The 20564-nt window shown below is 65.4% G+C and carries 24 protein-coding genes and 2 pseudogenes; 16 read left to right on the top strand and 10 right to left on the bottom strand.

The window, feature by feature from the left end; genetic code table 11:
- Window positions 1-36: 36 nt before the first annotated feature.
- The gene (locus tag DMP03_RS10395) at window positions 37-720 is read left to right on the top strand and encodes a DUF4013 domain-containing protein (protein ID WP_152120603.1); all 684 of its coding nucleotides are present in this window, start codon (window positions 37-39) and stop codon (window positions 718-720) included.
- 34 nt (window positions 721-754) lie between these two features.
- Window positions 755-1822, top strand: a complete 1068-nt coding sequence (locus DMP03_RS10390; protein ID WP_152120602.1) for an mRNA surveillance protein pelota — start codon at window positions 755-757, stop codon at window positions 1820-1822.
- 101 nt (window positions 1823-1923) lie between these two features.
- Here DMP03_RS10390 and DMP03_RS10385 read toward each other — a convergent pair whose 3' ends face one another.
- Window positions 1924-2670 carry an MBL fold metallo-hydrolase gene (locus DMP03_RS10385; RefSeq protein ID WP_152120601.1) on the bottom strand — a complete coding sequence of 249 codons (747 nt, stop codon included), beginning with the start codon at window positions 2668-2670 and terminating at the stop codon, window positions 1924-1926.
- A gap of 83 nt (window positions 2671-2753) precedes the next feature.
- Here DMP03_RS10385 and DMP03_RS10380 point away from each other — a divergent pair, with 83 nt between their 5' ends.
- Entirely contained in the window at window positions 2754-5471 is a 2718-nt protein-coding gene (locus tag DMP03_RS10380; RefSeq protein ID WP_152120600.1) for an ATP-dependent helicase, read from the top strand.
- On the opposite strand, the gene DMP03_RS10375 is transcribed toward DMP03_RS10380, so the two are convergent.
- Window positions 5468-5662, bottom strand: a complete 195-nt coding sequence (locus DMP03_RS10375) for a hypothetical protein (protein ID WP_152120599.1) — start codon at window positions 5660-5662, stop codon at window positions 5468-5470. The two genes, DMP03_RS10380 and DMP03_RS10375, sit on opposite strands and share 4 nt — an antisense overlap.
- Before the next feature lie 46 nt (window positions 5663-5708).
- Window positions 5709-8390 (bottom strand): AAA domain-containing protein, encoded by a 2682-nt coding sequence (locus DMP03_RS10370; RefSeq protein ID WP_152120598.1) that lies wholly within the window; start codon window positions 8388-8390, stop codon window positions 5709-5711.
- 79 nt (window positions 8391-8469) lie between these two features.
- Between DMP03_RS10370 and DMP03_RS10365 the strand changes: the two genes are divergently transcribed.
- The gene (locus DMP03_RS10365) at window positions 8470-9084 is read left to right on the top strand and encodes a hypothetical protein (protein WP_152120597.1); all 615 of its coding nucleotides are present in this window, start codon (window positions 8470-8472) and stop codon (window positions 9082-9084) included.
- Here DMP03_RS10365 and DMP03_RS14345 read toward each other — a convergent pair.
- Entirely contained in the window at window positions 9081-9236 is a 156-nt protein-coding gene (locus DMP03_RS14345; protein WP_172967130.1) for a hypothetical protein, read from the bottom strand. The genes DMP03_RS10365 and DMP03_RS14345 overlap by 4 nt on opposite strands.
- A gap of 82 nt (window positions 9237-9318) precedes the next feature.
- Here DMP03_RS14345 and DMP03_RS10360 point away from each other — a divergent pair, with 82 nt between their 5' ends.
- On the top strand, window positions 9319-9771 hold the full coding sequence (locus DMP03_RS10360; RefSeq protein WP_152120596.1) for a hypothetical protein: 453 nt from the start codon (window positions 9319-9321) through the stop codon (window positions 9769-9771).
- Here DMP03_RS10360 and moaA read toward each other — a convergent pair whose 3' ends face one another.
- The 3 genes from moaA to DMP03_RS10345 are packed head-to-tail and all read right to left on the bottom strand — an operon-like array spanning window position 9772 to window position 12195.
- The gene (gene moaA, locus DMP03_RS10355; protein ID WP_152120595.1) at window positions 9772-10746 is read right to left on the bottom strand and encodes a GTP 3',8-cyclase MoaA; all 975 of its coding nucleotides are present in this window, start codon (window positions 10744-10746) and stop codon (window positions 9772-9774) included.
- A 40-nt stretch (window positions 10747-10786) separates the two neighbouring features.
- Complete coding sequence (locus DMP03_RS10350) at window positions 10787-11557, bottom strand: archaeal proteasome endopeptidase complex subunit alpha (protein WP_152120594.1); 771 nt, start codon at window positions 11555-11557, stop codon at window positions 10787-10789.
- Between the two features lie 2 nt (window positions 11558-11559).
- Entirely contained in the window at window positions 11560-12195 is a 636-nt protein-coding gene (locus DMP03_RS10345; protein WP_152120593.1) for a proteasome subunit beta, read from the bottom strand.
- A gap of 126 nt (window positions 12196-12321) precedes the next feature.
- On the opposite strand from DMP03_RS10345, the gene DMP03_RS10340 reads away from it, so the two are divergent.
- From DMP03_RS10340 to DMP03_RS14960, 3 genes are read left to right on the top strand one after another with little or no spacing between them, the layout of a single operon-like run.
- Window positions 12322-12651: a 4Fe-4S dicluster domain-containing protein gene (locus DMP03_RS10340; RefSeq protein ID WP_152120592.1), complete on the top strand. Its 330-nt coding sequence runs from the start codon at window positions 12322-12324 to the stop codon at window positions 12649-12651.
- A 16-nt stretch (window positions 12652-12667) separates the two neighbouring features.
- Window positions 12668-13225, top strand: coding sequence for a histidine kinase dimerization/phospho-acceptor domain-containing protein (locus DMP03_RS10335; RefSeq protein ID WP_172967129.1), 558 nt, complete (start codon window positions 12668-12670; stop codon window positions 13223-13225).
- Complete coding sequence (locus tag DMP03_RS14960; RefSeq protein ID WP_172967128.1) at window positions 13165-13374, top strand: HAMP domain-containing histidine kinase; 210 nt, start codon at window positions 13165-13167, stop codon at window positions 13372-13374. The genes DMP03_RS10335 and DMP03_RS14960 overlap by 61 nt, the downstream gene beginning before the upstream one ends.
- Here the strand turns inward: DMP03_RS14960 and tmcA are convergent.
- The gene (gene tmcA / locus DMP03_RS10325; RefSeq protein WP_328593017.1) at window positions 13315-15699 is read right to left on the bottom strand and encodes a tRNA(Met) cytidine acetyltransferase TmcA; all 2385 of its coding nucleotides are present in this window, start codon (window positions 15697-15699) and stop codon (window positions 13315-13317) included. The two genes, DMP03_RS14960 and tmcA, sit on opposite strands and share 60 nt — an antisense overlap.
- Here tmcA and DMP03_RS10320 point away from each other — a divergent pair.
- The 7 genes from DMP03_RS10320 (at window position 15698) to DMP03_RS14340 (ending at window position 19382) form a co-directional block, all read left to right on the top strand.
- Complete coding sequence (locus DMP03_RS10320) at window positions 15698-16720, top strand: NADP-dependent oxidoreductase (protein ID WP_152120590.1); 1023 nt, start codon at window positions 15698-15700, stop codon at window positions 16718-16720. The two genes, tmcA and DMP03_RS10320, sit on opposite strands and share 2 nt — an antisense overlap.
- Window positions 16721-16920: 200 nt before the next feature.
- On the top strand, window positions 16921-17283 hold the full coding sequence (rpl7ae, locus tag DMP03_RS10315; protein ID WP_152120589.1) for a 50S ribosomal protein L7Ae: 363 nt from the start codon (window positions 16921-16923) through the stop codon (window positions 17281-17283).
- 4 nt (window positions 17284-17287) lie between these two features.
- The gene (locus tag DMP03_RS10310) at window positions 17288-17512 is read left to right on the top strand and encodes a 30S ribosomal protein S28e (protein WP_075936120.1); all 225 of its coding nucleotides are present in this window, start codon (window positions 17288-17290) and stop codon (window positions 17510-17512) included.
- Entirely contained in the window at window positions 17512-17868 is a 357-nt protein-coding gene (locus DMP03_RS10305; protein ID WP_152120588.1) for a 50S ribosomal protein L24e, read from the top strand. The genes DMP03_RS10310 and DMP03_RS10305 overlap by 1 nt, the downstream gene beginning before the upstream one ends.
- A 76-nt stretch (window positions 17869-17944) precedes the next feature.
- Window positions 17945-18424 carry a nucleoside-diphosphate kinase gene (gene ndk, locus DMP03_RS10300; protein WP_152120587.1) on the top strand — a complete coding sequence of 160 codons (480 nt, stop codon included), beginning with the start codon at window positions 17945-17947 and terminating at the stop codon, window positions 18422-18424.
- 76 nt (window positions 18425-18500) lie between these two features.
- Complete coding sequence (locus DMP03_RS10295; RefSeq protein ID WP_152120586.1) at window positions 18501-18749, top strand: hypothetical protein; 249 nt, start codon at window positions 18501-18503, stop codon at window positions 18747-18749.
- Window positions 18750-18935: 186 nt separating this feature from the next.
- Window positions 18936-19382 (top strand): CARDB domain-containing protein, encoded by a 447-nt coding sequence (locus DMP03_RS14340; protein ID WP_172967127.1) that lies wholly within the window; start codon window positions 18936-18938, stop codon window positions 19380-19382.
- Here the strand turns inward: DMP03_RS14340 and DMP03_RS14955 are convergent.
- Window positions 19321-19533: pseudogene (locus DMP03_RS14955) on the bottom strand (RNA-guided endonuclease TnpB family protein); the annotation flags it as partial. The gene DMP03_RS14340 and the pseudogene DMP03_RS14955 overlap by 62 nt on opposite strands.
- A 52-nt stretch (window positions 19534-19585) precedes the next feature.
- On the opposite strand from DMP03_RS14955, the pseudogene DMP03_RS10285 reads away from it, so the two are divergent.
- Window positions 19586-19792, top strand: a pseudogene (locus tag DMP03_RS10285) (IS5/IS1182 family transposase); the annotation flags it as partial.
- Window positions 19793-20142: 350 nt separating this feature from the next.
- Here DMP03_RS10285 and DMP03_RS10280 read toward each other — a convergent pair.
- Window positions 20143-20382, bottom strand: a complete 240-nt coding sequence (locus DMP03_RS10280) for a hypothetical protein (protein ID WP_152120585.1) — start codon at window positions 20380-20382, stop codon at window positions 20143-20145.
- Window positions 20383-20564: the final 182 nt, after the last annotated feature.

Genomic DNA, 20564 nt, shown 5'->3' with positions numbered 1-20564 from the left:
GGCAACGTTCATACCCTCTGCGAGCCACGGGGACGTATGTTCGAGGACGCACTCAGATTTCCATTCGCTGGCGACGACAGCGCCCGCAGTCTCCTCATCGGCGGCGTGTTGGTGCTGCTCTCGCCGTTCGTGTTGCCCTTGCTCCCCCTGTTCGGCTACTATCTTCGCGTCGTGAAGGCGGGGATTGACGGCGACGAGACGCCGCCGGTGTTCGGTGAGTGGGTCGAACTCAGCGTGGACGGGCTGAAGGCCGTCGTCGTCAGTTTCGTCTACTTTCTCGTCCCGCTGGTGTTCACCCTCATCGGCGGCATCGTCATCGGCGTCGGCGCAATCCTCGCACAGGAGCGTGCAGTCGCCGGCGTCGCCACCGGCATCGGTGTGGTCGGTGCGCTGTTCGTCTTCGCGAGTCTCGTGACGGTTCTGCTCGCGACGTACGTCTTTCCGGCCGCGCTGGCGAACATGGCCCGTAGCGGCGACATCGCGGACGCGTTCGCGCTCTCCGATGTCTTCGGCGTGGCGTTTTCAGTCGAGTATCTCGTCGCCGGACTACTCGGTATCGCCGCCGTCGTCCTCATCGGTATCATGAACACCGTGTTGACCGTATTCACGCTAGGGCTGTTCCTCCTGCTTGCCGTCTTCGTTCAGTTTTACGCGCAGGCGGTGTTCTTCTATCTGTTCGGCCGCGGCTACGCGAACGCGCGTGGACTGCAGGCCAAATAACAGGGCCTTTCTCTCCGGCTCCCGCAGTCGAGGTATGCGTATTGCCGACCGCCAACAGCGCGAGGGCGACCGCGAGCGAATCACGGTCGTCCCCGAGAGTCTCGATGACCTGTGGCATCTCACCTACGTCATCGAACCGGGCGACCGGGTCGGCGGCGACACGACACGACGCATCCAGCGCAACGACGACCAGCTCCGAGACTCCGGCGGCGAGCGCGAACACATGTGGGTCGAACTCGCCGTCGACGACGTGGAGTTCGCGAAGTTTGCGAACCGACTGCGCGTCGGCGGGGAAATCGCCGACTGCTCGCGAGAGGACCAGCTCGGCTTCCACCACACGCTCAACGTCGAGGAGCGCACCGAACTGGAAATCGAAAAGCAGTGGCAGACCGACCAGCTCGAACGACTCCAGGAGGCCGTCGAGGCGACGGAAAATCCCGATGTCGCCATCGCGACCGTCGAGGAGGGGGAAGCGTACGTCCACACCGTCGAGCAGTACGGCGTCGAGGAGCGTGCTGCTATCACCAAACCGACCGGAAAGGGGGAGTACGCTCGCCCGCGAGAGGAGTTGTTCGACGAACTCGGGGCCGTCCTCCGGCGCACGGACGCCGAGGCGATCATTCTCGCCGGCCCGGGGTTCACGAAGCAGGACGCACTCGACTATTTCAGCGAGGAGTACCCGTCGCTCACGGAGCGTACCACGACGGTCGACACCTCCGCCGCGGGTGGCCGTGGCGTCCACGAGGTGCTCAAGCGCGGCGCTGTCGAGGAGGTCCAAGCCGAGACGCGCATCGCCGAGGAGGCGGACCTCATCGACGAACTCACCCAGCGCATCGGCGAGGGCGCGAAGGCGACCTACGGCATCGACGAGACGATGCAGGCCGCCGAGTTCGGCGCGGTCGAGAAGCTACTCATCCTCGACAGCCGACTCCGGAAGGAGCGCGCCGGCGAGGGAGAGTGGGACGTGGACGCGAACGAACTCATCCGGAGCGTCGAGCAGAAGGGCGGGGACGTGACCGTCTTCTCCAGCGACTTCGACCCGGGTCGCCAACTCCAGAATCTCGGCGGGGTCGCGGCGCTGTTGCGATACCGACTCGACTAAGCGAACAGACGAGCGGCCGCGACGCCGGGATTGCTCGTACCACGCCCTCGTCTCCCGGCGGCCAGTCGTCAGGTCACGCGGTCGGTGGAGCGGCTTCTTAATTAAATCTCGACCGTCAACCCGTCGCGAGCCATCCGGACCGTCCCGTCGAAGTTCGCGCGCACGGCGTCGGTCATCTCCCGGTGTCTGCCGTCGGTGTGCGGGTACAGGTGGGTGAGATACACCTCCTCGATGTCCCGGCCGGCGAGCAGTTCACCGAGGGCGGTCGGCGTCGGGTGGTTCGACACGTCGATGTCGTCGGGAAACGAGCAGTCGTGAGCTAACACGGCCGCGCCGTCGGCGAGGTCGGCGACAGGTTCGGTCGCCTCCGAATCGCCCGAAAAGCAGAACTCCCCGTCTACCGAGTCGTGGGCGAACCGATAGGCGAGACAGTCCATCGAGTGGACGGTCTCAGTCGCCTCGATGTCGAAGCCGGCGACCGTCGTCGCCCCGGGGTCGATATCGCGGACCGTGAGGTCGACGCGACCGCGGAGATACTCGTGGGCGTCGAGCAGGTCACCGAGGAGCGATTCGGTGCCGGCCGGACCGACGACGGTGAGGTGTTCCTCGCCGACGAGCCAGCGGGCCTTCAGCAGGGCGAGCAGGTCGGAGACGTGGTCGAGGTGGTGGTGAGTGAGCAGGACGGTATCCGTGGATTCGTAGCCGCCGGAGGTGTCAGCGAGCGCACCGAGGACGCCGCTGCCACAGTCTACGAGCAGTCGGTCGCCGCCGGCTTCGAGCAGGAGGCCAGTCTGGTTCCGCTCGCCCGTCGGCATGGCGCTGCCGGTGCCGAGAAACGTGACGCGCATACCCGAAGGTGTGGAGGTGGCGTCTTGTGCGTTGGCCTTCGGCGGGCACAACGGACTTCAGGGTGCCAGTCCTACCAGTGAGTATGAGTGTGCGCGAGCGGCTCGCCACGCGCGAGGACATCGAGTTCGACCCCGAGCGCGTCGACATCGACGACGGCGACGTGCTCGACCGACTCGAACCCGAGACCCAGGAGTGGTGGCTCGACCAGTTCGGCGAGTTTGTCCCGGAGAACGGCGGCTTCTTCACGCCACCACAGAAGGGGGCGATTCCGCTCATCGACGACGAACAGAACGCCCTCGTCTGTGCGCCGACCGGCTCTGGCAAGACGCTCGCCTCCTTCACCGCAATCATCGACGACCTCGTCGGCCGCGCCCGCACGGACGAGTTGGACAACGCCGTCTACTGTCTGTACGTCTCGCCGCTGAAGTCACTCGCCAACGACATCCATCGGAACCTCGCCGAGCCGCTTGCGGGGATTTCCGAGCGGTGTCCAGAGAACGTCGACGTGCGACAGGCGATTCGACACGGCGATACCTCGGATTCAGAGCGTCAGAAGATGTTGAAGGAGACGCCACACATCCTCAACACGACTCCGGAGACGCTCGCTATCCTGCTGAACTCTCCGAAGTTCAAGAAGAAGCTGGAGAGCGTCGAGTACGTCGTCGTCGACGAGATTCACTCGCTGGCGGAGAACAAGCGGGGAACCCACCTGTCGGTATCGCTCGAACGGCTGGAAGCGATGTGTGCCACCTCGCCGACGCGCATTGGCTGTTCGGCGACGGTCGAACCGCTCGATGCGGTCGGGGAGTTCCTCGTCGGCTACGAGGACGGTGACCCCCGCGAGTTCGACATCGTGGACGCCCGGTTCGTCCGCGAGTTCGACATGGAGCTGGCGTGTCCGACCGACGACCTCATCGACACGCCGCCGGCGGTGGTGAGCGAGCGCTTCTACGACGACCTCGCCGGGCTCATCGCCGACCACGAGAACACGCTCGTGTTCACGAACACCCGGTCTGGAGCAGAGCGCGTCCTCTCGAATCTGCGAGAGCACCACGGCTTCGACGAGTCGGATTCCGGCTGTCACCACGGCTCGCTCTCGAAGGAGCGACGACAGGAGATTGAGGGACGACTGAAGCAAGGAAGCATCGACGTGGTGACCACGTCCACGTCGCTGGAACTCGGTATCGACATGCCCCACATCGACCTCGTGGTGCAGGTCGGCTCGCCGAAATCGGTCGCGTCGCTGCTCCAGCGCGTCGGCCGGGCCGGCCACCAGCTCGGCGAGACGGTCAAGGGGCGCGTCTACGCGCTCGACCGCGACGAGCTCGTGGAGTGTGCCGTCATGCTGAAGAAAGCCGAGGAGGGGTTCGTGGACAGGGTGTTCCTCCCCGAGGGCGCACACGACGTGGCGACGCAACACGTCTACGGGATGGCGATTAATCAAGTACGGCCCGAGACCGAGGTGCGAGAGATTCTCCGGTCTGCGTACCCGTACCGGGAGTACGGCGACGCGGAGTTCGAATCGCTGTTCGCGTATATGACCGGCGACTACGACGGGCTGGAGGAGAAGAACGTCTATCCGAAGATTTGGCGCGACACCAACGACCCGCCGAACGGCGACCACCACTACGAGGAGTACGACGTGGGCGAAGAACTCATCGGCAAGCGCGGCCGGCTGGCCCGCGTCATCTACATGACGAACCTCGGAACCATCCCCGACTCCTTCGACATTGACGTGTACGTGCGCGGCTCCGACGAGTGGGTCGGCCAGCTCGACGAGGAGTACCTCGACACGCTGGAGAAGGGCGACGTGTTCGTGCTCGGCGGGTCGAACTACCAGTACAGCTACCGCCGGGGCACGAAGGCGTACGTCGATCCGACGAACAAGACCGCGACGGTCCCGTCGTGGTACTCCGAGCGGCTCCCCCTCTCATATGACCTCGGTCGCGAGATTCTCGACTTCCAGCGGGAGATGGTCGCCACGCTCCAAGACGGTGGCCCGCCCGCCGTGCGGGCGTGGCTCCGCGACCTTCCGATGGATGAAAACACCGTCCGCGCGCTGGCCCGAATGTACGACGAACAGCTCCGCTACGCGGGAGCGGCGTCGGTCTCGACACACGACCGGCTGGCGGTCGAGGTGGCGTTAGACCGCGACGAGTATCGCCGCCACTACCACGTCCACTCGGCGTACGGACGGCGGTTCAACGACGGGCTCTCGCGACTGTGCGCGTACCACGTCGCACAACAGACCAACGCGAACGTCCAACTCGCGGTCGCTGACAACGGCTTCACACTCACGCTCCCGCTGAACCGGAAGGTGAACCTCCAGCGCGTCATCGAGGGTATCGACCCGTCGGAGATACGCGGCGACTTGCGGGCGAGTCTCGACGGCTCGGACCTGCTCAAGCGCTACTTCCGCATCAACGCCACCCGGTCGCTCATGATTCTGAAACGGTACAAGGGCCACGAGAAAACGGCCGCCCAACAGCAGGTATCTTCGGAGATGCTGCTGTCGTTCGCTCAGGACCTCGATGGCTTTGCCGTCATGGAGGAGACGTACCGCGAGATTCTGGAGGACAAACTGAACGTCGCTGCGCTGGAGGACGTGCTCGCGTCGGTGTCCGAGGGTAATCTCCGGGTGGAGACTCAGACGGTCGACTCGCCGTCGCCGCGGGCGTTCGGGCTGGCGACGCTGATGGCCAGCGACGTGGTGTTGGCCGAAGACGAGTCGGCGGTGCTACAGGAGTTCCACGCGCGCGTGCTGGAGGAAATCGGCGACGACGCGACGGTTCACGACTAACCCCTGATGCCGTAGTAGGCGGCGATGGCCCCGACTGTCGCCGGGACGATGATGACCGAGATGGCGTTGAGCAGGCTGACGTTCGGGTTCGCGTAGAGCAGTTGCCACCCCCACGTCGTCGCGGTAATCGAGACGACGGCGAGCGCCAACAGCAACAGCCGTCGACCCGTCCCCATGTCCACGCGGTTCACGCCGGAGTTACGTCTCACTCGGATTAACTGTTTGGCAGGCGGTACGTTACGCGCTCGCCCAGTCCAGCAGCCGGTGGTAGAACGGCTCGCTCGCCAGCGTCTCGGGGTCGCCGACGAGCGCGAGCGCCTTCTTGGCCCGCGTCAGGGCAACGTTCATCCGCCGGGCGTCCTCGAAGATGGGACCGTCGAAGCCGCCCGTGGCGACGAAGGAGATGACGATGACCTCCTTTGCAGATCCCTGAAACCGGTCGACGGTATCGACGGTGGTGTCGGGGAGCCGCTTCGACAGTTCGGCGACCTGCGCCCGGAACGGCGCGATGACGCCGATTTCAGAGCGCGGAACCCCCGTCGCGACGTACGACTCCACGATGTCGGCGACGCGGTCGGCCTCGGTGCGATTCGTGTTCCCCGTCTGCTCGCCGTCGGGGTCGACGAACGCCACCTGTGAGCGTAGCTCTGGCGGCAGGTCGTCGGTGTCGACGCCGATGTCGGCGAGCGTCTGCCCGGCCACCTCGGGGGTCGCCGGGCGCAGTTGTCCGTCGTAGAACTCCCGTGAGGAGAACCACTGAATCCGTTGTGCCATCCGGTACTGGCGGTCGAGCAGGACGCCGGCGTCGGGGGCCTGTTCGATGAGCCGCTCGAACAGCGAGGTCTGGAGGTCGTTCTCCGCTCTAGCGACCGGCGGTAACTGCTGGTGGTCCCCGACGAGTACGAACCGGTCGGCGCGGTTGACGGCGGCGAGCGTCCCCGGTTCCGTAAGCTGGCCGGCTTCGTCGACGACCGCCACGTCGAACTTCTGTTCGCGGACGGCGCGACTCCCGCAGGAGGCGGTCGTCGCGGCGACCACCTGCGCGTCGGCGAGCGTCCCGGTCACCTGCTCGGGGTCGCCGGTCGTCGTGAGTCGGCTGTCCTGCATGTCGGCGCGGACGCCCGACTCGGTTCCAACGCGGACGAACGACTCGAACCCCTGCTCGCGGAGCGCTTCGAGGGCGTTGTCGACCGCCCGGTTCGTGAAGGCGCCCAGGAGGACGCGCTGGCCGTCGGCGACGAGTGCACGCACCGTCCGGGCGAGCGTGTAGGTCTTTCCCGTTCCGGGCGGACCGTGGACGAGCGCGAAGTCGTCGGCGCGCACGGCCTTGTTGACGGCCGCGTCCTGTGCGTCGTTGTTGTCGATGTAGGTTCGCTCCGGGCCCGAGAAGGTCGGGTCGCGCTGCCCGAACAGCACGTCCTTCTCGTCGGGGTCGCCCTTCAGAATCGCGTCGTGGAGGGCCGCGAGTTGACGGGCAACGTTCAGTTCCGAGGGGTACACGTCGAGCCGTCGGAGGTCGAAGGGTTCGTCGGCCGTGACGACGACCTCGTCGTCCAACCGCTGGATTCGGGCCAGTTCGGCTGTCCCCCGGGTCGGGTGGCCGTCGCTCGCGAGCGCGATGTCGCCTTCACGCAGTTTCGACACCGCATCCGAGCTGTGGCGCGCCCGAAGCTCCCACGAGCCGTCGGGGCGTTCCGTCCGGTCGACCGGGTCGAGGTCGACGAGCGCGCGGTCGTCGTCGGCCCGTTCGGTCGCCGTCTGTTCCCACAGCTTCCGGTACTCGGCGTGGACCTCGCGGCGCTCTGCTTCGAGAGCGCGGTAGAAGCGGTCGAAGTACTCGCGCTCGTGTTCGGGCACGGGCGTCCCGATTTGCCCGGCCTTCGACTCCTGGTCCAGTCGGCCGGAGACGACCATGCAGGTGTCCTGCTCGAAGCAGTACTCACAGACGGCGTCGGCCTCGTAGCCGGTCGGTACGTCGAAGTCGTGTTCCATCGCGGCGATCTCGTTGCGCTGGCGGACGACGTACTTCAGGAGGCCGACGCCGAGTGAGAACTCCTTTGCCGGCGAGAGGTCGCCGTTTTCTTCTGTTCGGTCGAGTGCGTTGTTCTTGGTGTAGAGGAGCGTGCCCGTATCGGGGGCCGCCGCGCCGATGCTCGTTCCCTCCCGGCGGGCTTCGTGTTCCCCGAGGACGAGTGCATAACAAGCCGCCTGTACCTTATCGTGGAATCTGGGGTCGCGCTTGAGATTCTTGCCGGTCTTGAGTTCGACGGGCATCCCGCGGCGAACCGCGTCGGCCCGTCCTTTGATGCCGAACGTCTCCGAGAGCAGCGTCTGTTCGGAGCGCCACTCGTCTTCTTCGGTCAATGTGCCTTGCGCGAGCCACCCCTCGATTGCGCCGGCGTTCTGTCGGACCTCCTCGGCCACGGCGTCGCGTTCCTCGCCGAGCAGGCCGATGTCGAGACCGGCCTCGGCGACGCGCTCTTCGATGGAGTCTTCGAGGTCGTGGCCGCGCAACAGGTCGCCGAAGACCTCGTGGACGACCGTCCCGCGCACGACCGGATATGCCAGCGGGGTCGCGGACAGCTTGTTCAGATAGTACATCCGCGGACACTGGACCCACGAGCGCACGTCGGTCACGTCCACGAGGAACTCCGGGTTCACGACGACGAAGGTGTCACGGCCGGTCGCGTACTGCGTCTCCCCCTGATACTCGCGTTCGTCGGGGTCGACGACGAGCAGGTCCATCCCGACGTCGAGCACGGCGGCCGTCTCCGTCCACTTCCCCCACAGCGTGACCGTGACCGGGTCGCGTGCGCCCTGACCGGGGCGAATTTCCACCTCGGCGAGCTCGCTGGTCCCGCCGGAGGTCTCGACTGTGCGTGGCTCCTCGCAGGCGACGACGGGACCGCGAATGTTCACGGCCGGAGGTGGCTCCGGCTGTGAAAAACGCTGTCGGTCGACCCGGTTCGTTAAGAGCTGTCGCGAGTAGAGTCGGGGTATGGAGTATCTCGCCTTCGCGCTGGCGTGGCCCCGGTTCATCGACAAGCCGCTTCGCGAGGCGAAACGCGAGGCGCTTACCGACCACGTCGCCCCGGTGTTCGACGCGCTCGAACTCGAAGGCAACATCGAACACTGGTCACACAGCTTCTGGGGCGGCGACGAACTCGGGACGAAGGTGATTCGCGTCATCGCCGCGAGCGACGACCCCGAACACGCCGCCGCCCAGACGCAGGCCGCCCTGACGACATACGACCCCGACAACTACCGCATCGAGGCCCCTCACGACCCGGAGCGGTTTCGAACCTTTTGGGGAGACGGGCTCGACACGTGGCTGGAGGCGCGTGCCCGGCTGTCGTCGCTGTCGGTCGCTGCTATCGAGGAGGAACTCGGCAAGTCGCTCGCGTGGCACGCCCGACAGAACCGGCCGGGTCACATCTGGGCGAACCAGCTCGGCTTAACCTACATGGACGAGGCGTCCGTGTACGCGCGCCTCGCCGACGGCTACCTCGAACAGCTTCCGCTCGAAAACGCCGACGAACAGACGAAGGCCGCGATGGCGACGGTTCGCGACCACCTCGGTGAGGCGATCGACGGGCTACCGGAGTTGGGTTAGTTCCACTCGTACACCCACCAGCTGAGCCCCAACAGCAGGACGCCGAAGCCGAGCGTCGTCGTCGCCGGCTCGGGGAAGACGATGAGTGCAGCGCCCGCGGCGATGAGTGTCGACGGTGCGAGTTCGCCAGTGTACGCTCGCTGTGGTGGCATATCCGAGAGATCGGTCGCGAGCCTGAAAATACTGTGTGGGGTTCGCCGCGAGGGTTATGACTCCGGCGTCCCAAACCCGGATATGTACACCGGGCAGACGGAACAGCCCTGCTGTCTCTGTGACGATCCGGAGACGGCCCACCGTATCGACATCTTCCCGCGGGCCGTCCAACTGCTGAAGAACAGCGGTCCGATCGCGTGGCGCGACATCGAAGGCGAGGTCTCCTTACACTTCTGTGAGAGCGACTGGGAGGTCGTCCGCGAACTCACACTCGAGATGGGTATGCTCCCCCTCGGACGGTGTAACGCCGCCCGCGCGTCGATGGTGTTTCGCGAGGACTTCGAGGCGCTGCTCAACGACGTGCGCGATGAACCGAACCAGACGCCACTGGAGCGTCGCAAGCGCGAGCAGGCCGAAGCACACGTCGCCGAGTACCCCGACAGCAACGTCAGCGAACGCGACCTCGTGGAGGCGCGCATCGTCCTCGATGCGCTCGAAGAGTTGGGCGTGGACGAAAAGCGCGCCGAGCCGTAGTCAGTCCGCCGCGCCGTCGAGATACGCCTCGTTCACGGTCCACTCGCCGTCCTCCTCGACGAGATACTCGCCGTAGTAGGGGACGCGATTGGCAACCGTCTCGCGGAACGTCTCGCGCATCTCGGCTTTCGTCTCGCCGAGTGGTCGGTGGTCGTCGTGGCGGTTGAGACACCCCTTCAGATGGCCGTCGTGAGTGACGCGCACCCGGTGGCAGTTGGCACAGAAGTCGTGGTTCCCGACGGGGTCGACGATTTCGACGAGCCCTTCGTCGCTGTCGCCGTCGATGTGGTAGCGCCGGCGGTCGTGCATCTCGCGGTGTTCGACGCGTGCGGCCTGCTCGTCGAGCCAGTCGTGGACTCGGTCGATGTCGATGGCCCACTCGGGGTGGCCCGCGATTTCGGGCATGTACTCGATGAGTTGGAGCCGAAGCCCGTCGGTGTTCGCCACGCGGTCGACCATCTCCGGGACGTAGCCGGCGGTCTGCTCGAAGACGACCATGTTCAGCTTCACGGGCACGAGTCCGGCATCGAGCGCGGCGTCGACGCCGTCGATGACGGACTCGTAGGCTCCCGACTGCGTGAGTTCGCGGAAAGCGTCGGGGTCGAGCGTGTCCTGTGAGATATTGACACGAGAGAGGCCGGCCTCGCGGAGGGCGTCGGCTCGGCCGGGCAAGAACGTCCCGTTGGTCGTAAGCGAGGTGGTCATCGAGTCGGGCGTTCGACGGACGACCTCTTCCAGGTCGCGCCGGAGCATCGGCTCGCCGCCGGTGAACTTCACCGAGTCGATGCCGAACTCGGCGGCGACTTCGAGCGTCTGGACGACGGTATCGGTGCGCATCTCTGCGTCGCTCGGGTCGAGGGGACCGCGGGTGTCGCCCAGTCCCTCGTTGTGACAGTAGACGCAATCGAAGTTACACCGGTCGGTGAGCGAGACGCGGAGCCCGGACACCTCGCGGTCGAAGTCGTCCGACAACACGGACGCAGAAAGTGGTGGGAGCTACTTAGCTTCGCCGTCGTTACTCCTCGTCGTCTTCCTCGCTTTCCGCGTCGGGGGTGAGGTCGTATCCGTCGATCATCTCGTGGAGTTTAGCGTCCGACACGGAGCGGAACCCGTCGGTGCTGACGATGGAAGCGCTCATTCCCTCGGATTCGAGACCGCCCTCGCTGGCGTCTTCGAGCGCGTGGAGCGCGAGTTCGAGCGCGCCGTCGGCGTCGGTGTCGGCTTCGTACTCGGCTTCGAGGTACCCCTGAATCTTCTCGGAGTCGCCCCCGATGGCAACGGCTTCCCACTCGTACGGGGTGCCCGAGGGATCCGTCTCGAACAGGTGGGGACTACCGTCCTCGTCGATACCGCCGACGAGGAGGGCCGCGCCGAACGGGCGCGCGCCGCCGGCCTGCGTGTACTCCTGGATGTAGCCGGTGATCTCCTTCGTCAGCGCCTCGATGCCGGCGTCCTCGCCGAATCGGAGCCGCTCGACCTGCGCCTGTCGGCGCGCGACGTCGACGAGCTGGCGCGCGTCGGCGACGTGGCCGGCGCTCGCGACGCCGACGTGGTCGTCGACCTTGTGGATTTTTTCGATGCTGTCGGGGACCTGCAGCGACGAGCGGAGTCGGCCGCTGGCGACGAAGACGACGCCCGCGTCGTCCTCGTTCCGGTAGCGAATGCCGATGCTCGGCGAGCCGCGCTTGATCGCTTCACGCGCGTACTCGACCTGATACAGTCGCCCGTCAGGGCTGAAGATGTTCGTCCCGCGGTCGTACGCCTGCTGTTGTGAGTTTCCTTGCATACTTAGAGTTCCTCCGCAGAGAGTTCCTCGCGCTCGATACCCTCACTCGTGATGCGCGCGACGAGCGCGCCGTTGCCGGACGCGGTGTCGCGTGCACTCGCTGCCTTCACGGCCTTCAGCGCAGCCTCCTCGGCCTCGTCCATGCTCATGCCGTCCTCGTACTTGCCTTCGAGCACGCCGTAGGCCATCTGCATCCCGGAGCCGGTCGCGCCGTACGTGTCTTCCATGAGACCGCCAGCCGGGTCGAGCGAGTAGAGGTGACCGCCCGACTCGTCGACGCCGCCCAACAGCGGGACGACGCGCATCCCGCGGATGGCGTTCGACGCCGTAGTCGAGAGGGCCTCCATACTCATCTCCGTCCCGCGGCGCGTCTCGTACAGGCTGGTCTGGGCCTGCAGTTGGTCGGCGAAGCTCTGACCCGCGCCGACGCTGCCGGAGATCGTGATGGCGGCCGACGGGTGAATCTCGATGATTTTGTCGGCGTTCTTGTTCGAGACGAACCGGCCGCCGAGACTCGCCCGGCGGTCGGTGGCGAGCACGACTCCCCCGTCGGCGACGATGCCGACCGTTGTCGTGCCGGTCTTGAATTCCTCGGGGGTACTCTCGGAGGTACCCTTACCTGAAGTGAATCCTTCCATACTGTCCCCATAGGAGGGGGGCCTTCATATACTCTTTCGAATATCCGGATTCGCCCGCTGACAAAAGGGCTATACGCGCTGATTGGAGGTGCCCGAGGTTAAGTGGTCGCCGGGCGAACCACCTGTATGGCAATCGACCCGCAGTTCGAGCAGTCGCGAGAGGTGGTCGAGGAACACGACGGACACCGCGTGTGGGGACCCGTCGAGGAACCCGAAGAGCTGGGTATCCACGGCACCCATGTCGCCGTCGACTTCGATATCTGTCTGGAGGACGGCGCATGTCTCGAGGACTGTCCAGTCGACGTGTTCGAGTGGGTCGACACGCCGGGACACCCCGAATCAGAACGCAAAGCCGACCCCGCAAACGAGTCGCAGTGTATCGACTGTATGCTGTGTGTCGACGTGTGTCCGGTCGACGCGATTGACGTGGACCCAGGCCGCGAGAACCGCCTTTGAGCGCGGAAATACTGTTTTGAATCTCGGCGAACAGGCCGCCGCCGAACTGGGCCGCGAGAACGAGCGACTCGAACGGTTCGCGTCGGTCGTGAGCCACGACCTCCGGTCCCCGCTGTCGGTGGCGACGGGCTACATGCAGATGGCATACGAGGAGGGTGACGAGGAGGCCTACGAGCGCGTCGTCAACTCGCTCGAACGCATAGACGAGATTATCGACGACGTCCTGGCGGTGACGCGACAGGGTGGTGAGGTGACCGACCCGACGGCGGTCGATCTCGCCGCGCTCGCACGGAGCGCGTGGGACGTCACCGAGGCCGAATCGGCGACGCTCACGGCCGACTCCGTCACCGTCGAAGGCGACGGCGACCAGCTCCAACGGCTGTTCGAGAACCTCTTTCGCAACGCCATCGAGCACGGGAACGCGACGGAGCTGCGCGTCGGCCCGCTGGACGGCGAGGAGAGATTCTACGTCGGTGACAACGGCCGGGCATCCCGGCCGAGGACCGCGAGCAAGTGTTCGACGACGGCTTCACCACCTCCGACAGCGGGACGGGGTTCGGGCTCGCTATCGTGAAAGCCGCGGCCGAAGCCCACGGCTGGGAGCCGTCAATCACCGAGAGTGCGTCGGGCGGGGTGCGATTCGAGTTCGCAGACGAGCCGCCTCTACGCCTGATACCGGGCGCGTTCACGGACGACCGTCTCGGTACCGTAGACATCGAGTAGCGTCTCGACCGCCTCGCCGAACGCGAGCGCACACTGCCGGGTGGAGACGTACTCGAGGTCTGCGGCGACCTGCTCCCACGAGCGACACTGGAGCGCCTTCGCGACGAGCAGCGTGGCGTCCTCACCGGTCGCGACCCCGTCGGCGAGTCCCCGGAGCGCGAGCGCCTGGAACGGCCGTGGGGCGAAGTCGTAGTGGCCCGGCCCGTAGGCGGCCGAGGCGACCGTCCGCCACTCTCGTTCCGTGAGGTCGAGTCCGAACTCGCCGTCGACAGCCCGAAGCGTTCCGGCGACGATGGCCGGCTCGCAGTCGGCGAGACCGTCGGCGAGCACCGAGCCGATGCGTCGGCGGAACCACCGGTCGTTGCGCGCCAGCAGGTCTTCGCCGTCGTCAGTCAGCGGGTGGACAAGCAGCGTCGAGTGCTCGCCGGAGCGGTCGTTGCGCGTCGTGGACAGATGGACCGTCCGGTAGCCGGCCGCCCGCCAGAATCGGAGCAGCGGCGGGGTCGCGCCGAAACCGACGCCGAGATAGTCGAACGCGCCGCCGGCCTGCTCGTGACGGACGGCGAGCGGTCGTTGCGCGTCGGTGTCACCGGCGTGTGGTGCGCTCGTCCCGGCGGTCGAGAACTCCTCGCGGATCGAATCGAGGAGTTCGGTGCCGAGACCTCGGTCGCGGGCGTGTTCGTGGACGGCGATGCGGACGACGCGAAGCCCGCGCGGGAGTCCGGCCTCGGGGTCACGAAGCTGTGAGGTGAGCAGGTCGGGAAGCATGTTGCCGGCGACCCGCTCGCCCTCGTACATCCGCTCACAGCGAGCGGGCGAGAGACCGCCCTCCCACCCCAGCAGCGCGACGGCGACGACGTGACCATCGTGGCGGAGCGCGCGAACGGTGAGGTTCGGTCCGTCGAGCAGCCGCGCGAGGTCGTCCGGCTCCGTCCGGTAGTGGGCCGCCACGAGCAGACCGAACGTTTCGCGCAACAGGTGTTCGTCGTCGAGCAGGGTGTCGGGGTGCGTCTGGACGTACTCGGTCGTGTCCGGAGCCGCGTCGGCGATGAGCGGCTCGGCCGGCGGGCGAGCGCCGAAACACAGCGCCCGGAACGCCCACACCTCGATTGGGTCGCAGGGAGCGTACCGAATCGGGTCGGCGAGCGTCGGCTCCAGAACCGTGCGGTCGGCGTCGCGGAGCCAGTCGCGAAAGCGCACGTCGAAGCCGCGGCCGGCCCCCTCGTAGCCGTGGACGGTCGTCGTGAAGGCGATAGGGGCTCCCGTCTCGACGAGGGACTTCAGGAGACGGACGGGGACGGCGGCGGCTTCGTCCACCAGAACCACGTCGGCCGTCTCGTCATCGACAGCCTCCGGCGGCGGCGCGTACCGGATTCGCCCGTCGGTCGCGACGATTGGGTGTTCCGCGGGGCGGTCGAAGGGTTCACCGAGTGCGTCGAGGGTGACTTCGGCGCGGTCGAACACCTCGGCGGCGTTCCGGTAGCCCGGTGCGGTGACGAGCACGTCCCGTCCCTCGGCGACGAGAGCGGCAGCAGCGAGTCCGGCAGCGGCGGATTTCCCGCGCCCGCGGTCGGCCTCGACGACGACGGCACCGTCCGGGCCGCGCAGCGTCTCCAACGCGTGGACGGCATCGCGCTGGTCGGTCGTGAGACACGCTTCATACACCGCGGTCGGGAAGTCGTAGTCGTCGGGAACCGTGGGAGCAGGAGCGGGACGGCGCGGAGCCGGATGCGTGCGCCCGTCCGCCTCCCACGTCTCGGCGTCGGCGTCGTAGACGGCGATACCGCGGTGGACACGCATCGTCGCGGCGAGTCGCTCGCGAAACCGGCCCGTGACTTCCGTCCGTTCGAACGGGGGAACGGCGAGTCGTTCGGTGAACTGGTCGTGGGTCGTCGGCCACTCGTCGAGCGGCGGGGCGAGCACGAGCAGGAGACCGCCACCGTCGACGGCACCGACGGCGCGGCCGAGAGCGTTCGGTCGGCAGCTATCGTGACAGTCCGCGACGACGGCCTCGCGGGTGCGCCCGAGCAGGTCATCGGAGTGGTCGATGCGCAGATGCTCGGCCGGACAGATGTCGCCGTCGCTGAGACAGGTGGTGTCGGTGCCAGCGATGTCGGCGCTGTCGAGAGTCCGTCGCGCCGCAGCGTAGCAGTTCACACGCGACCCGTGGACGAGGAGTGCCCGTCGCTCGTTCGTCCGTCGAGCCTCCTCGCGTAGCGCGCGTACGGTCGCGTCCATGCCCGTGAGCGGGCGGTCGAGCCGAAAGCCGCTTTCGGTCTCCGGGTGCGGAACGGTCAAGGGGTCGCCGCGTGGAGACGGAGGCATGGAGACACGACAGTGGACGCTGGCCTCGCGGCCGACGGGGGAACCGACGATGGAGAACTTCGAGCTACAGAGCGCAGAACTCGACGACCCGGAGCCGGGTGAAGTACTCGTCCACACGCTGTATCAGTCCGTGGACCCGTATATGCGCGGTCGGATGCGAGACGCCGAGAGCTACGCCGACCCGTGGGAGGTCGGCGACCCGATGCGCGCTGCGGTCGTCGGCGAGGTCGTTGAGTCGGCACACTCGGAGTTCGAGCAGGGCGACGTGGTGCAGGCCGAGGAGGGGCTGTGGGCCGAACACGCCGTCCTCGACGGTGACAGTCTCCGTCCCGCGCGGACGGGCGCGGCTCCGGTCTCGACGGCCCTCGGCGTGCTCGGGATGCCGGGCGTGACGGGCTACTGGGGGATTCTCGACGTCGGCTCGCCACAGCCGGGCGACACGGTCGTCGTCAGCGCGGCCGCGGGCGCGGTCGGCAGCGTCGTCGGACAGGTCGCCAAACTCGGTGGGTGTGACGTGGTCGGCATCGCCGGCGCTGACGAGAAGCTGGAGTGGCTCACCGAGGAGATCGGCTTCGACGCGGCGATCAACTACAAGACCGAAAACGTCCACGAGCGCCTGCGCGAGGAGACCGACGGCGTCGACGTCTACTTCGACAACGTCGGCGGCGAGGTGACCGACGCGGTGTGGGACCTGCTGAACGTCCGCGCCCGCGTCGTCGTCTGTGGCCAGATCGCACTGTACAACGCAACTGAGGTGCCGACCGGCCCGCGAAAGCTCGCGAAGCTCATCGAGACGCGCGCGAAGGTTGAGGGCGTGCTCGTGCGGGACTACGGTCCAGAGCAGTGGGGCGAGGCGCTCCAGCAGTTGGGCGAGTGGGTCGCGACCGGCGAGGTCGGCTACCGCGAGAACGTGGTCGAGGGCTTCGAGAACGCGCCCGACGCGTTCCTCGGGCTGTTCGAGGGCGTCAACATCGGCAAGCAGGTCGTGAAGGTTGGCGACGCGGAGTACGCAGATATCTGACGAACGGCCGTGCGACAGCGGCCCACGCCCGGCCGCGTTCGGACACCCTTTTATGCTCGCGTTCGGTATGACAGGCTACAGCCGACACGCAGTTGTGATGCCCCTAGCCAAGGATTAACGCGGTACGGGAAACTGTGCCGTAGACCCACTCGGGTCGAGGCGGGGGGGTGCGAGCTGACGTGTCGGAGGTGACCACACACATGCCAGTATACGTAGACTACGACGTTCCTGCAGACCTCGAAGACGACGCCCTCGCGGCGCTCGAGGTCGCACGGGACACAGGCGCGGTGAAGAAGGGAACGAATGAAACGACGAAGTCAGTCGAGCGCGGCAACGCCGAGCTCGTCTTTGTCGCAGAGGATGTCTCTCCGGAGGAGGTCGTGATGCACCTCCCCGAGATCGCGGGCGAGCGTGACATCCCACACATCTTCGTCGAGACACAGGACGACCTCGGACACGCGGCCGGGCTGTCGGTCGGCTCCGCCGCCGCCGCCATCACGGACGCGGGCGAGGCCGTCAACGACGTCGAGGATATCGCCTCGAAGGTCGAGGAGCTGAACTAAGCTTATGTCGGCAGAAGAGACTGAGAGCGACGCCACGTCCGCCGAAGTCATCGAGGTCGTCGGAAAGACCGGGATGCACGGCGAGGCGATGCAGGTAAAATGCCGCATCAAGGAGGGCGAGAATCAGGGCCGCATCATCACGCGGAACTGTCTCGGTCCCGTCCGCGTCGGTGATGTGGTGCAACTGCGCGAAACCGCCCGAGAGGCGGACTCCATCGGAGGTCAGTAATGCCACGAACGCGAGAATGTGATTTCTGTGGCGCGGACATCGAACCCGGCACGGGGACGATGCTCGTGCTCAACGACGGTAGCACACACCACTTCTGCTCGGCGAAGTGCGAGAAGAACGTCGACCTCGGGCGCGAAGCCCGCGATCTCGAGTGGACCGAATCCGGCCAGCGCCAGTCCGGCCCGCAGACGACCGAGCCGGAGCCGGAACCGGTCGAAGAGTCTGAAGACACCGAGGCCGAAGAGGCTGAGGAGATCGAGGAAGCCGACACCGAAGACGCCGAGGAATCGGACGATTCGGACGATTCGGAGGCTGAGGAGTCGGCTGACACAGACGAGGAGGGCGACGAGGAATGAGTTCAGTCAGACGTTCCGGCTCGCTTCGCTCGCGGGCTGCGGCTGACACCCTCACGCGTGACACGAGGTGTCACGCGTGAGCCACCACGACGAGCGGACGTTCGTGATGGTCAAGCCCGACGGCGTCCAGCGCGGGCTCATCGGCGACATCGTCTCGCGGTTCGAGGACCGCGGGCTGAAGATGGTCGGTGGGAAGTTCATGCAGATTGACGAGAAACTCGCCCACGAACACTACGGCGAACATGAGGACAAGCCGTTCTTCGACGGTCTCGTCGAGTTCATCACCTCCGGGCCCGTCTTCGCGATGGTCTGGGAGGGTGCTGACGCGACCCGACAGGTTCGCAACATGATGGGCGAGACCGACCCGGCCGACTCCGCGCCGGGCACCATCCGCGGTGACTTCGGTCTCGACCTCGGCCACAACGTCATCCACGGCTCCGACCACGAGGACGAAGGGGCCAACGAACGAGAGATCGACCTGTTCTTCGATGAGGACGAACTCGTCGACTACACGCTCGACACGGCAGCGTGGGTCTACGAGGATGAAGACCACTGAGTCGGCGACTTCTCTTCTCTTTCGGCGTCGGGGCGCGAGCCACAGCTTTTCATGTCAGCAGCGCCAACTATCAGATATGGGCAAAGAGCTACTCACGATACTGTCTGGCATCGTTCAGATACTGCTGCCGCGGCGCGTCCTCGCCGTCGCCGGCAAGGTGCTGCTTGCGGGGTATGAGAACCCCGAGGACCTGGAGCCGAAGGAGTGGTACGTGAAGGCGGTCCGGGTACAGGGGCTCGCCACGGTACTCGTCGGGCTGCTCGGACTGATAAAAAAGAAGAAGCAGCAGCGCGGTGGCGCAGAGAAGGACGAAGCGGAGGCTTGAGTTCGGCGGTAGCTATTTTATCCGGTCGCGCGAACGTGATACGTGACTGAAAATATCTCGCGTCGCTCGCTGCTATACACGGCATCGATGCTTGGGAGTAGCGCCCTCGCGGGATGTGTAAGCCGAGGAGATGGCGGTGAGGACACTCCGACTGAGGAGGAAGCCACCACGTCCGCCGGTGGACTAGTGTTCAACGAGCTTACGCTCGCGGAGTCGACACTTACCGCAGGAGAAACACCCCGGGTGACCGCGCAGATCGAGAATACGGCGGCCTCGTCCATCGAGATGGAGGTGCCACTGGTGATCGGAGGACGGCGGCTCACAACCGAGCGACTCGCCGTTGGTGCCGGCGAAACCGAGACGGTCGAGTTCACGACGACAGTCGAGACGACCGGAATACAGGCGATCAGCTTCGGTCGCGAACCGGTCGGGGAGGTTCTGATCCGGGCCGCATGGCCCGACCGCGTTCGAGATGTGGGCGCACATTACTACCCGCGGTACGGCGCACTAATTCACGACTGGCGGGGCGGCGAGTGGAGTCTCGAATCCTCCTCAACGCCGGTATTGGGAAACGATGAAATTCCCACTGGTGAACCGCTTTCGCGTGCGGTAGGCGTTCGCGGATGCCTTTGAGTTGCTCGAACACAATATGCGTACAGTCGTTCTCAAGAGCTTCCTCTACCAGTTCGTTCGACATCGTGTGAAGCATCTGTTCGAATCGGCCTGTCTGCTTGCGACCGACCCGTTGAACATTTTCGTGTGCCCATCGGGTTCCGGTCTGTTTGGCTCTGTTGAAATTCACAGAGAGTTACATGTTCATCGCGTAATTCGACGAGATGAAGCCCCTCCCGAAGTCGCAAATTCTCCGGTTTACTGAGAAGGCGATCCATCTGGCACGCCGAGCGGTCTCTCGATACTCCTCGAAGTTCTCTAAACACCGCTACACACTTCCGCAGCACGTTGTTCTGCTGTGTCTCAAAGTGCGGAAGAACACGACCTATCGTGGGCTGCTTGACCAACTGATCGAGATATCGGAGACGCGCTCTAACATTGAAGAACATTGGTCAACATTTAGCAGTAACTGGCAGTCGCCAGGAAATAAATTCCGCTTCGAGAGGAAGTGATCGGTGGGTGGTGTGAAGGTCGCCTCAGTCGCCATCGTGTGGCTCCCCAAGCTCTAGTTGTATATACCCCCCAGAGTTCCATCTCACTGCCAATGAGGAATACGCACTCTTCAGCGAACAGCCGTTACAGGAGAAAAATAATTCGACGGCTGATCTTACAAGAGAGACTCGTTGCCGGCACACAAGCACGGTGTGAGTGTTAACCGAAGACGGATGACCGGCAATGGTTTCCGCGCTACCACTCGTCCGGACCGGTCGCCCCGCCCTTACTACTCCATCTCATTGAGGTCCCCAACAATCGACTGCACCTCTGGTCCGTTGAGTGCGACCTCAATCATATTACCCTCACCGTCTTCAAACGCGAACTTAATCTGATCGCCAAACTGTCGTGCCTCGGCCTCGGTCACGTCATAGAGTTTCGCGTCTACACTCGTTGTGGACGAACCGACGTGCTTGATTGTCCCGTCCTGAATCTCAATCATGAACTCGTCAAGATCAATGGTGAGCATTAGCCGATCTTGGATGTCGATTGAGATAAGTTGTCGGCAGCAACTGTCATTATATCCCAACGCGGTCGGGAATCCTCGCGCTTTAGCGCGGGGAGGATGTCAAGCCGTGCTCTCAGAGGAAACAGGCAGAAAATTGAGAGCGAAACGACAAGATATCATCCGTATTCGACGCCTTCACACCA

Source organism: Halosegnis rubeus, from assembly GCF_009184545.1.
Classification (GTDB): domain Archaea; phylum Halobacteriota; class Halobacteria; order Halobacteriales; family Haloarculaceae; genus Halosegnis; species Halosegnis rubeus.
Note: the sequence above shows the minus strand (reverse complement) of the source record. Positions and strands in the feature narration are given on the sequence as shown.

Excerpts from the sequence above, each read along its gene's own strand:
- DMP03_RS10365 (WP_152120597.1), top strand. The coding sequence starts at position 8,470 with ATGGAGTATCTCGCCTTCGCGCTGGCGTGGCCCCGGTTCATCGACAAG.
- DMP03_RS10360 (WP_152120596.1), top strand. The coding sequence starts at position 9,319 with ATGTACACCGGGCAGACGGAACAGCCCTGCTGTCTCTGTGACGATCCG.
- DMP03_RS10345 (WP_152120593.1), bottom strand. The coding sequence starts at position 12,195 with ATGGAAGGATTCACTTCAGGTAAGGGTACCTCCGAGAGTACCCCCGAG.
- tmcA (WP_328593017.1), bottom strand. The coding sequence starts at position 15,699 with ATGCCTCCGTCTCCACGCGGCGACCCCTTGACCGTTCCGCACCCGGAG.
- DMP03_RS14345 (WP_172967130.1), bottom strand. The coding sequence starts at position 9,236 with ATGCCACCACAGCGAGCGTACACTGGCGAACTCGCACCGTCGACACTC.
- DMP03_RS10350 (WP_152120594.1), bottom strand. The coding sequence starts at position 11,557 with ATGCAAGGAAACTCACAACAGCAGGCGTACGACCGCGGGACGAACATC.
- DMP03_RS10305 (WP_152120588.1), top strand. The coding sequence starts at position 17,512 with ATGCCACGAACGCGAGAATGTGATTTCTGTGGCGCGGACATCGAACCC.
- DMP03_RS10385 (WP_152120601.1), bottom strand. The coding sequence starts at position 2,670 with ATGCGCGTCACGTTTCTCGGCACCGGCAGCGCCATGCCGACGGGCGAG.
- DMP03_RS10280 (WP_152120585.1), bottom strand. The coding sequence starts at position 20,382 with ATGCTCACCATTGATCTTGACGAGTTCATGATTGAGATTCAGGACGGG.
- DMP03_RS10395 (WP_152120603.1), top strand. The coding sequence starts at position 37 with ATGTTCGAGGACGCACTCAGATTTCCATTCGCTGGCGACGACAGCGCC.
- rpl7ae (WP_152120589.1), top strand. The coding sequence starts at position 16,921 with ATGCCAGTATACGTAGACTACGACGTTCCTGCAGACCTCGAAGACGAC.
- DMP03_RS10380 (WP_152120600.1), top strand. The coding sequence starts at position 2,754 with ATGAGTGTGCGCGAGCGGCTCGCCACGCGCGAGGACATCGAGTTCGAC.
- DMP03_RS10310 (WP_075936120.1), top strand. The coding sequence starts at position 17,288 with ATGTCGGCAGAAGAGACTGAGAGCGACGCCACGTCCGCCGAAGTCATC.
- DMP03_RS10340 (WP_152120592.1), top strand. The coding sequence starts at position 12,322 with ATGGCAATCGACCCGCAGTTCGAGCAGTCGCGAGAGGTGGTCGAGGAA.
- DMP03_RS10390 (WP_152120602.1), top strand. The coding sequence starts at position 755 with ATGCGTATTGCCGACCGCCAACAGCGCGAGGGCGACCGCGAGCGAATC.
- DMP03_RS10320 (WP_152120590.1), top strand. The coding sequence starts at position 15,698 with ATGGAGACACGACAGTGGACGCTGGCCTCGCGGCCGACGGGGGAACCG.
- DMP03_RS10295 (WP_152120586.1), top strand. The coding sequence starts at position 18,501 with ATGGGCAAAGAGCTACTCACGATACTGTCTGGCATCGTTCAGATACTG.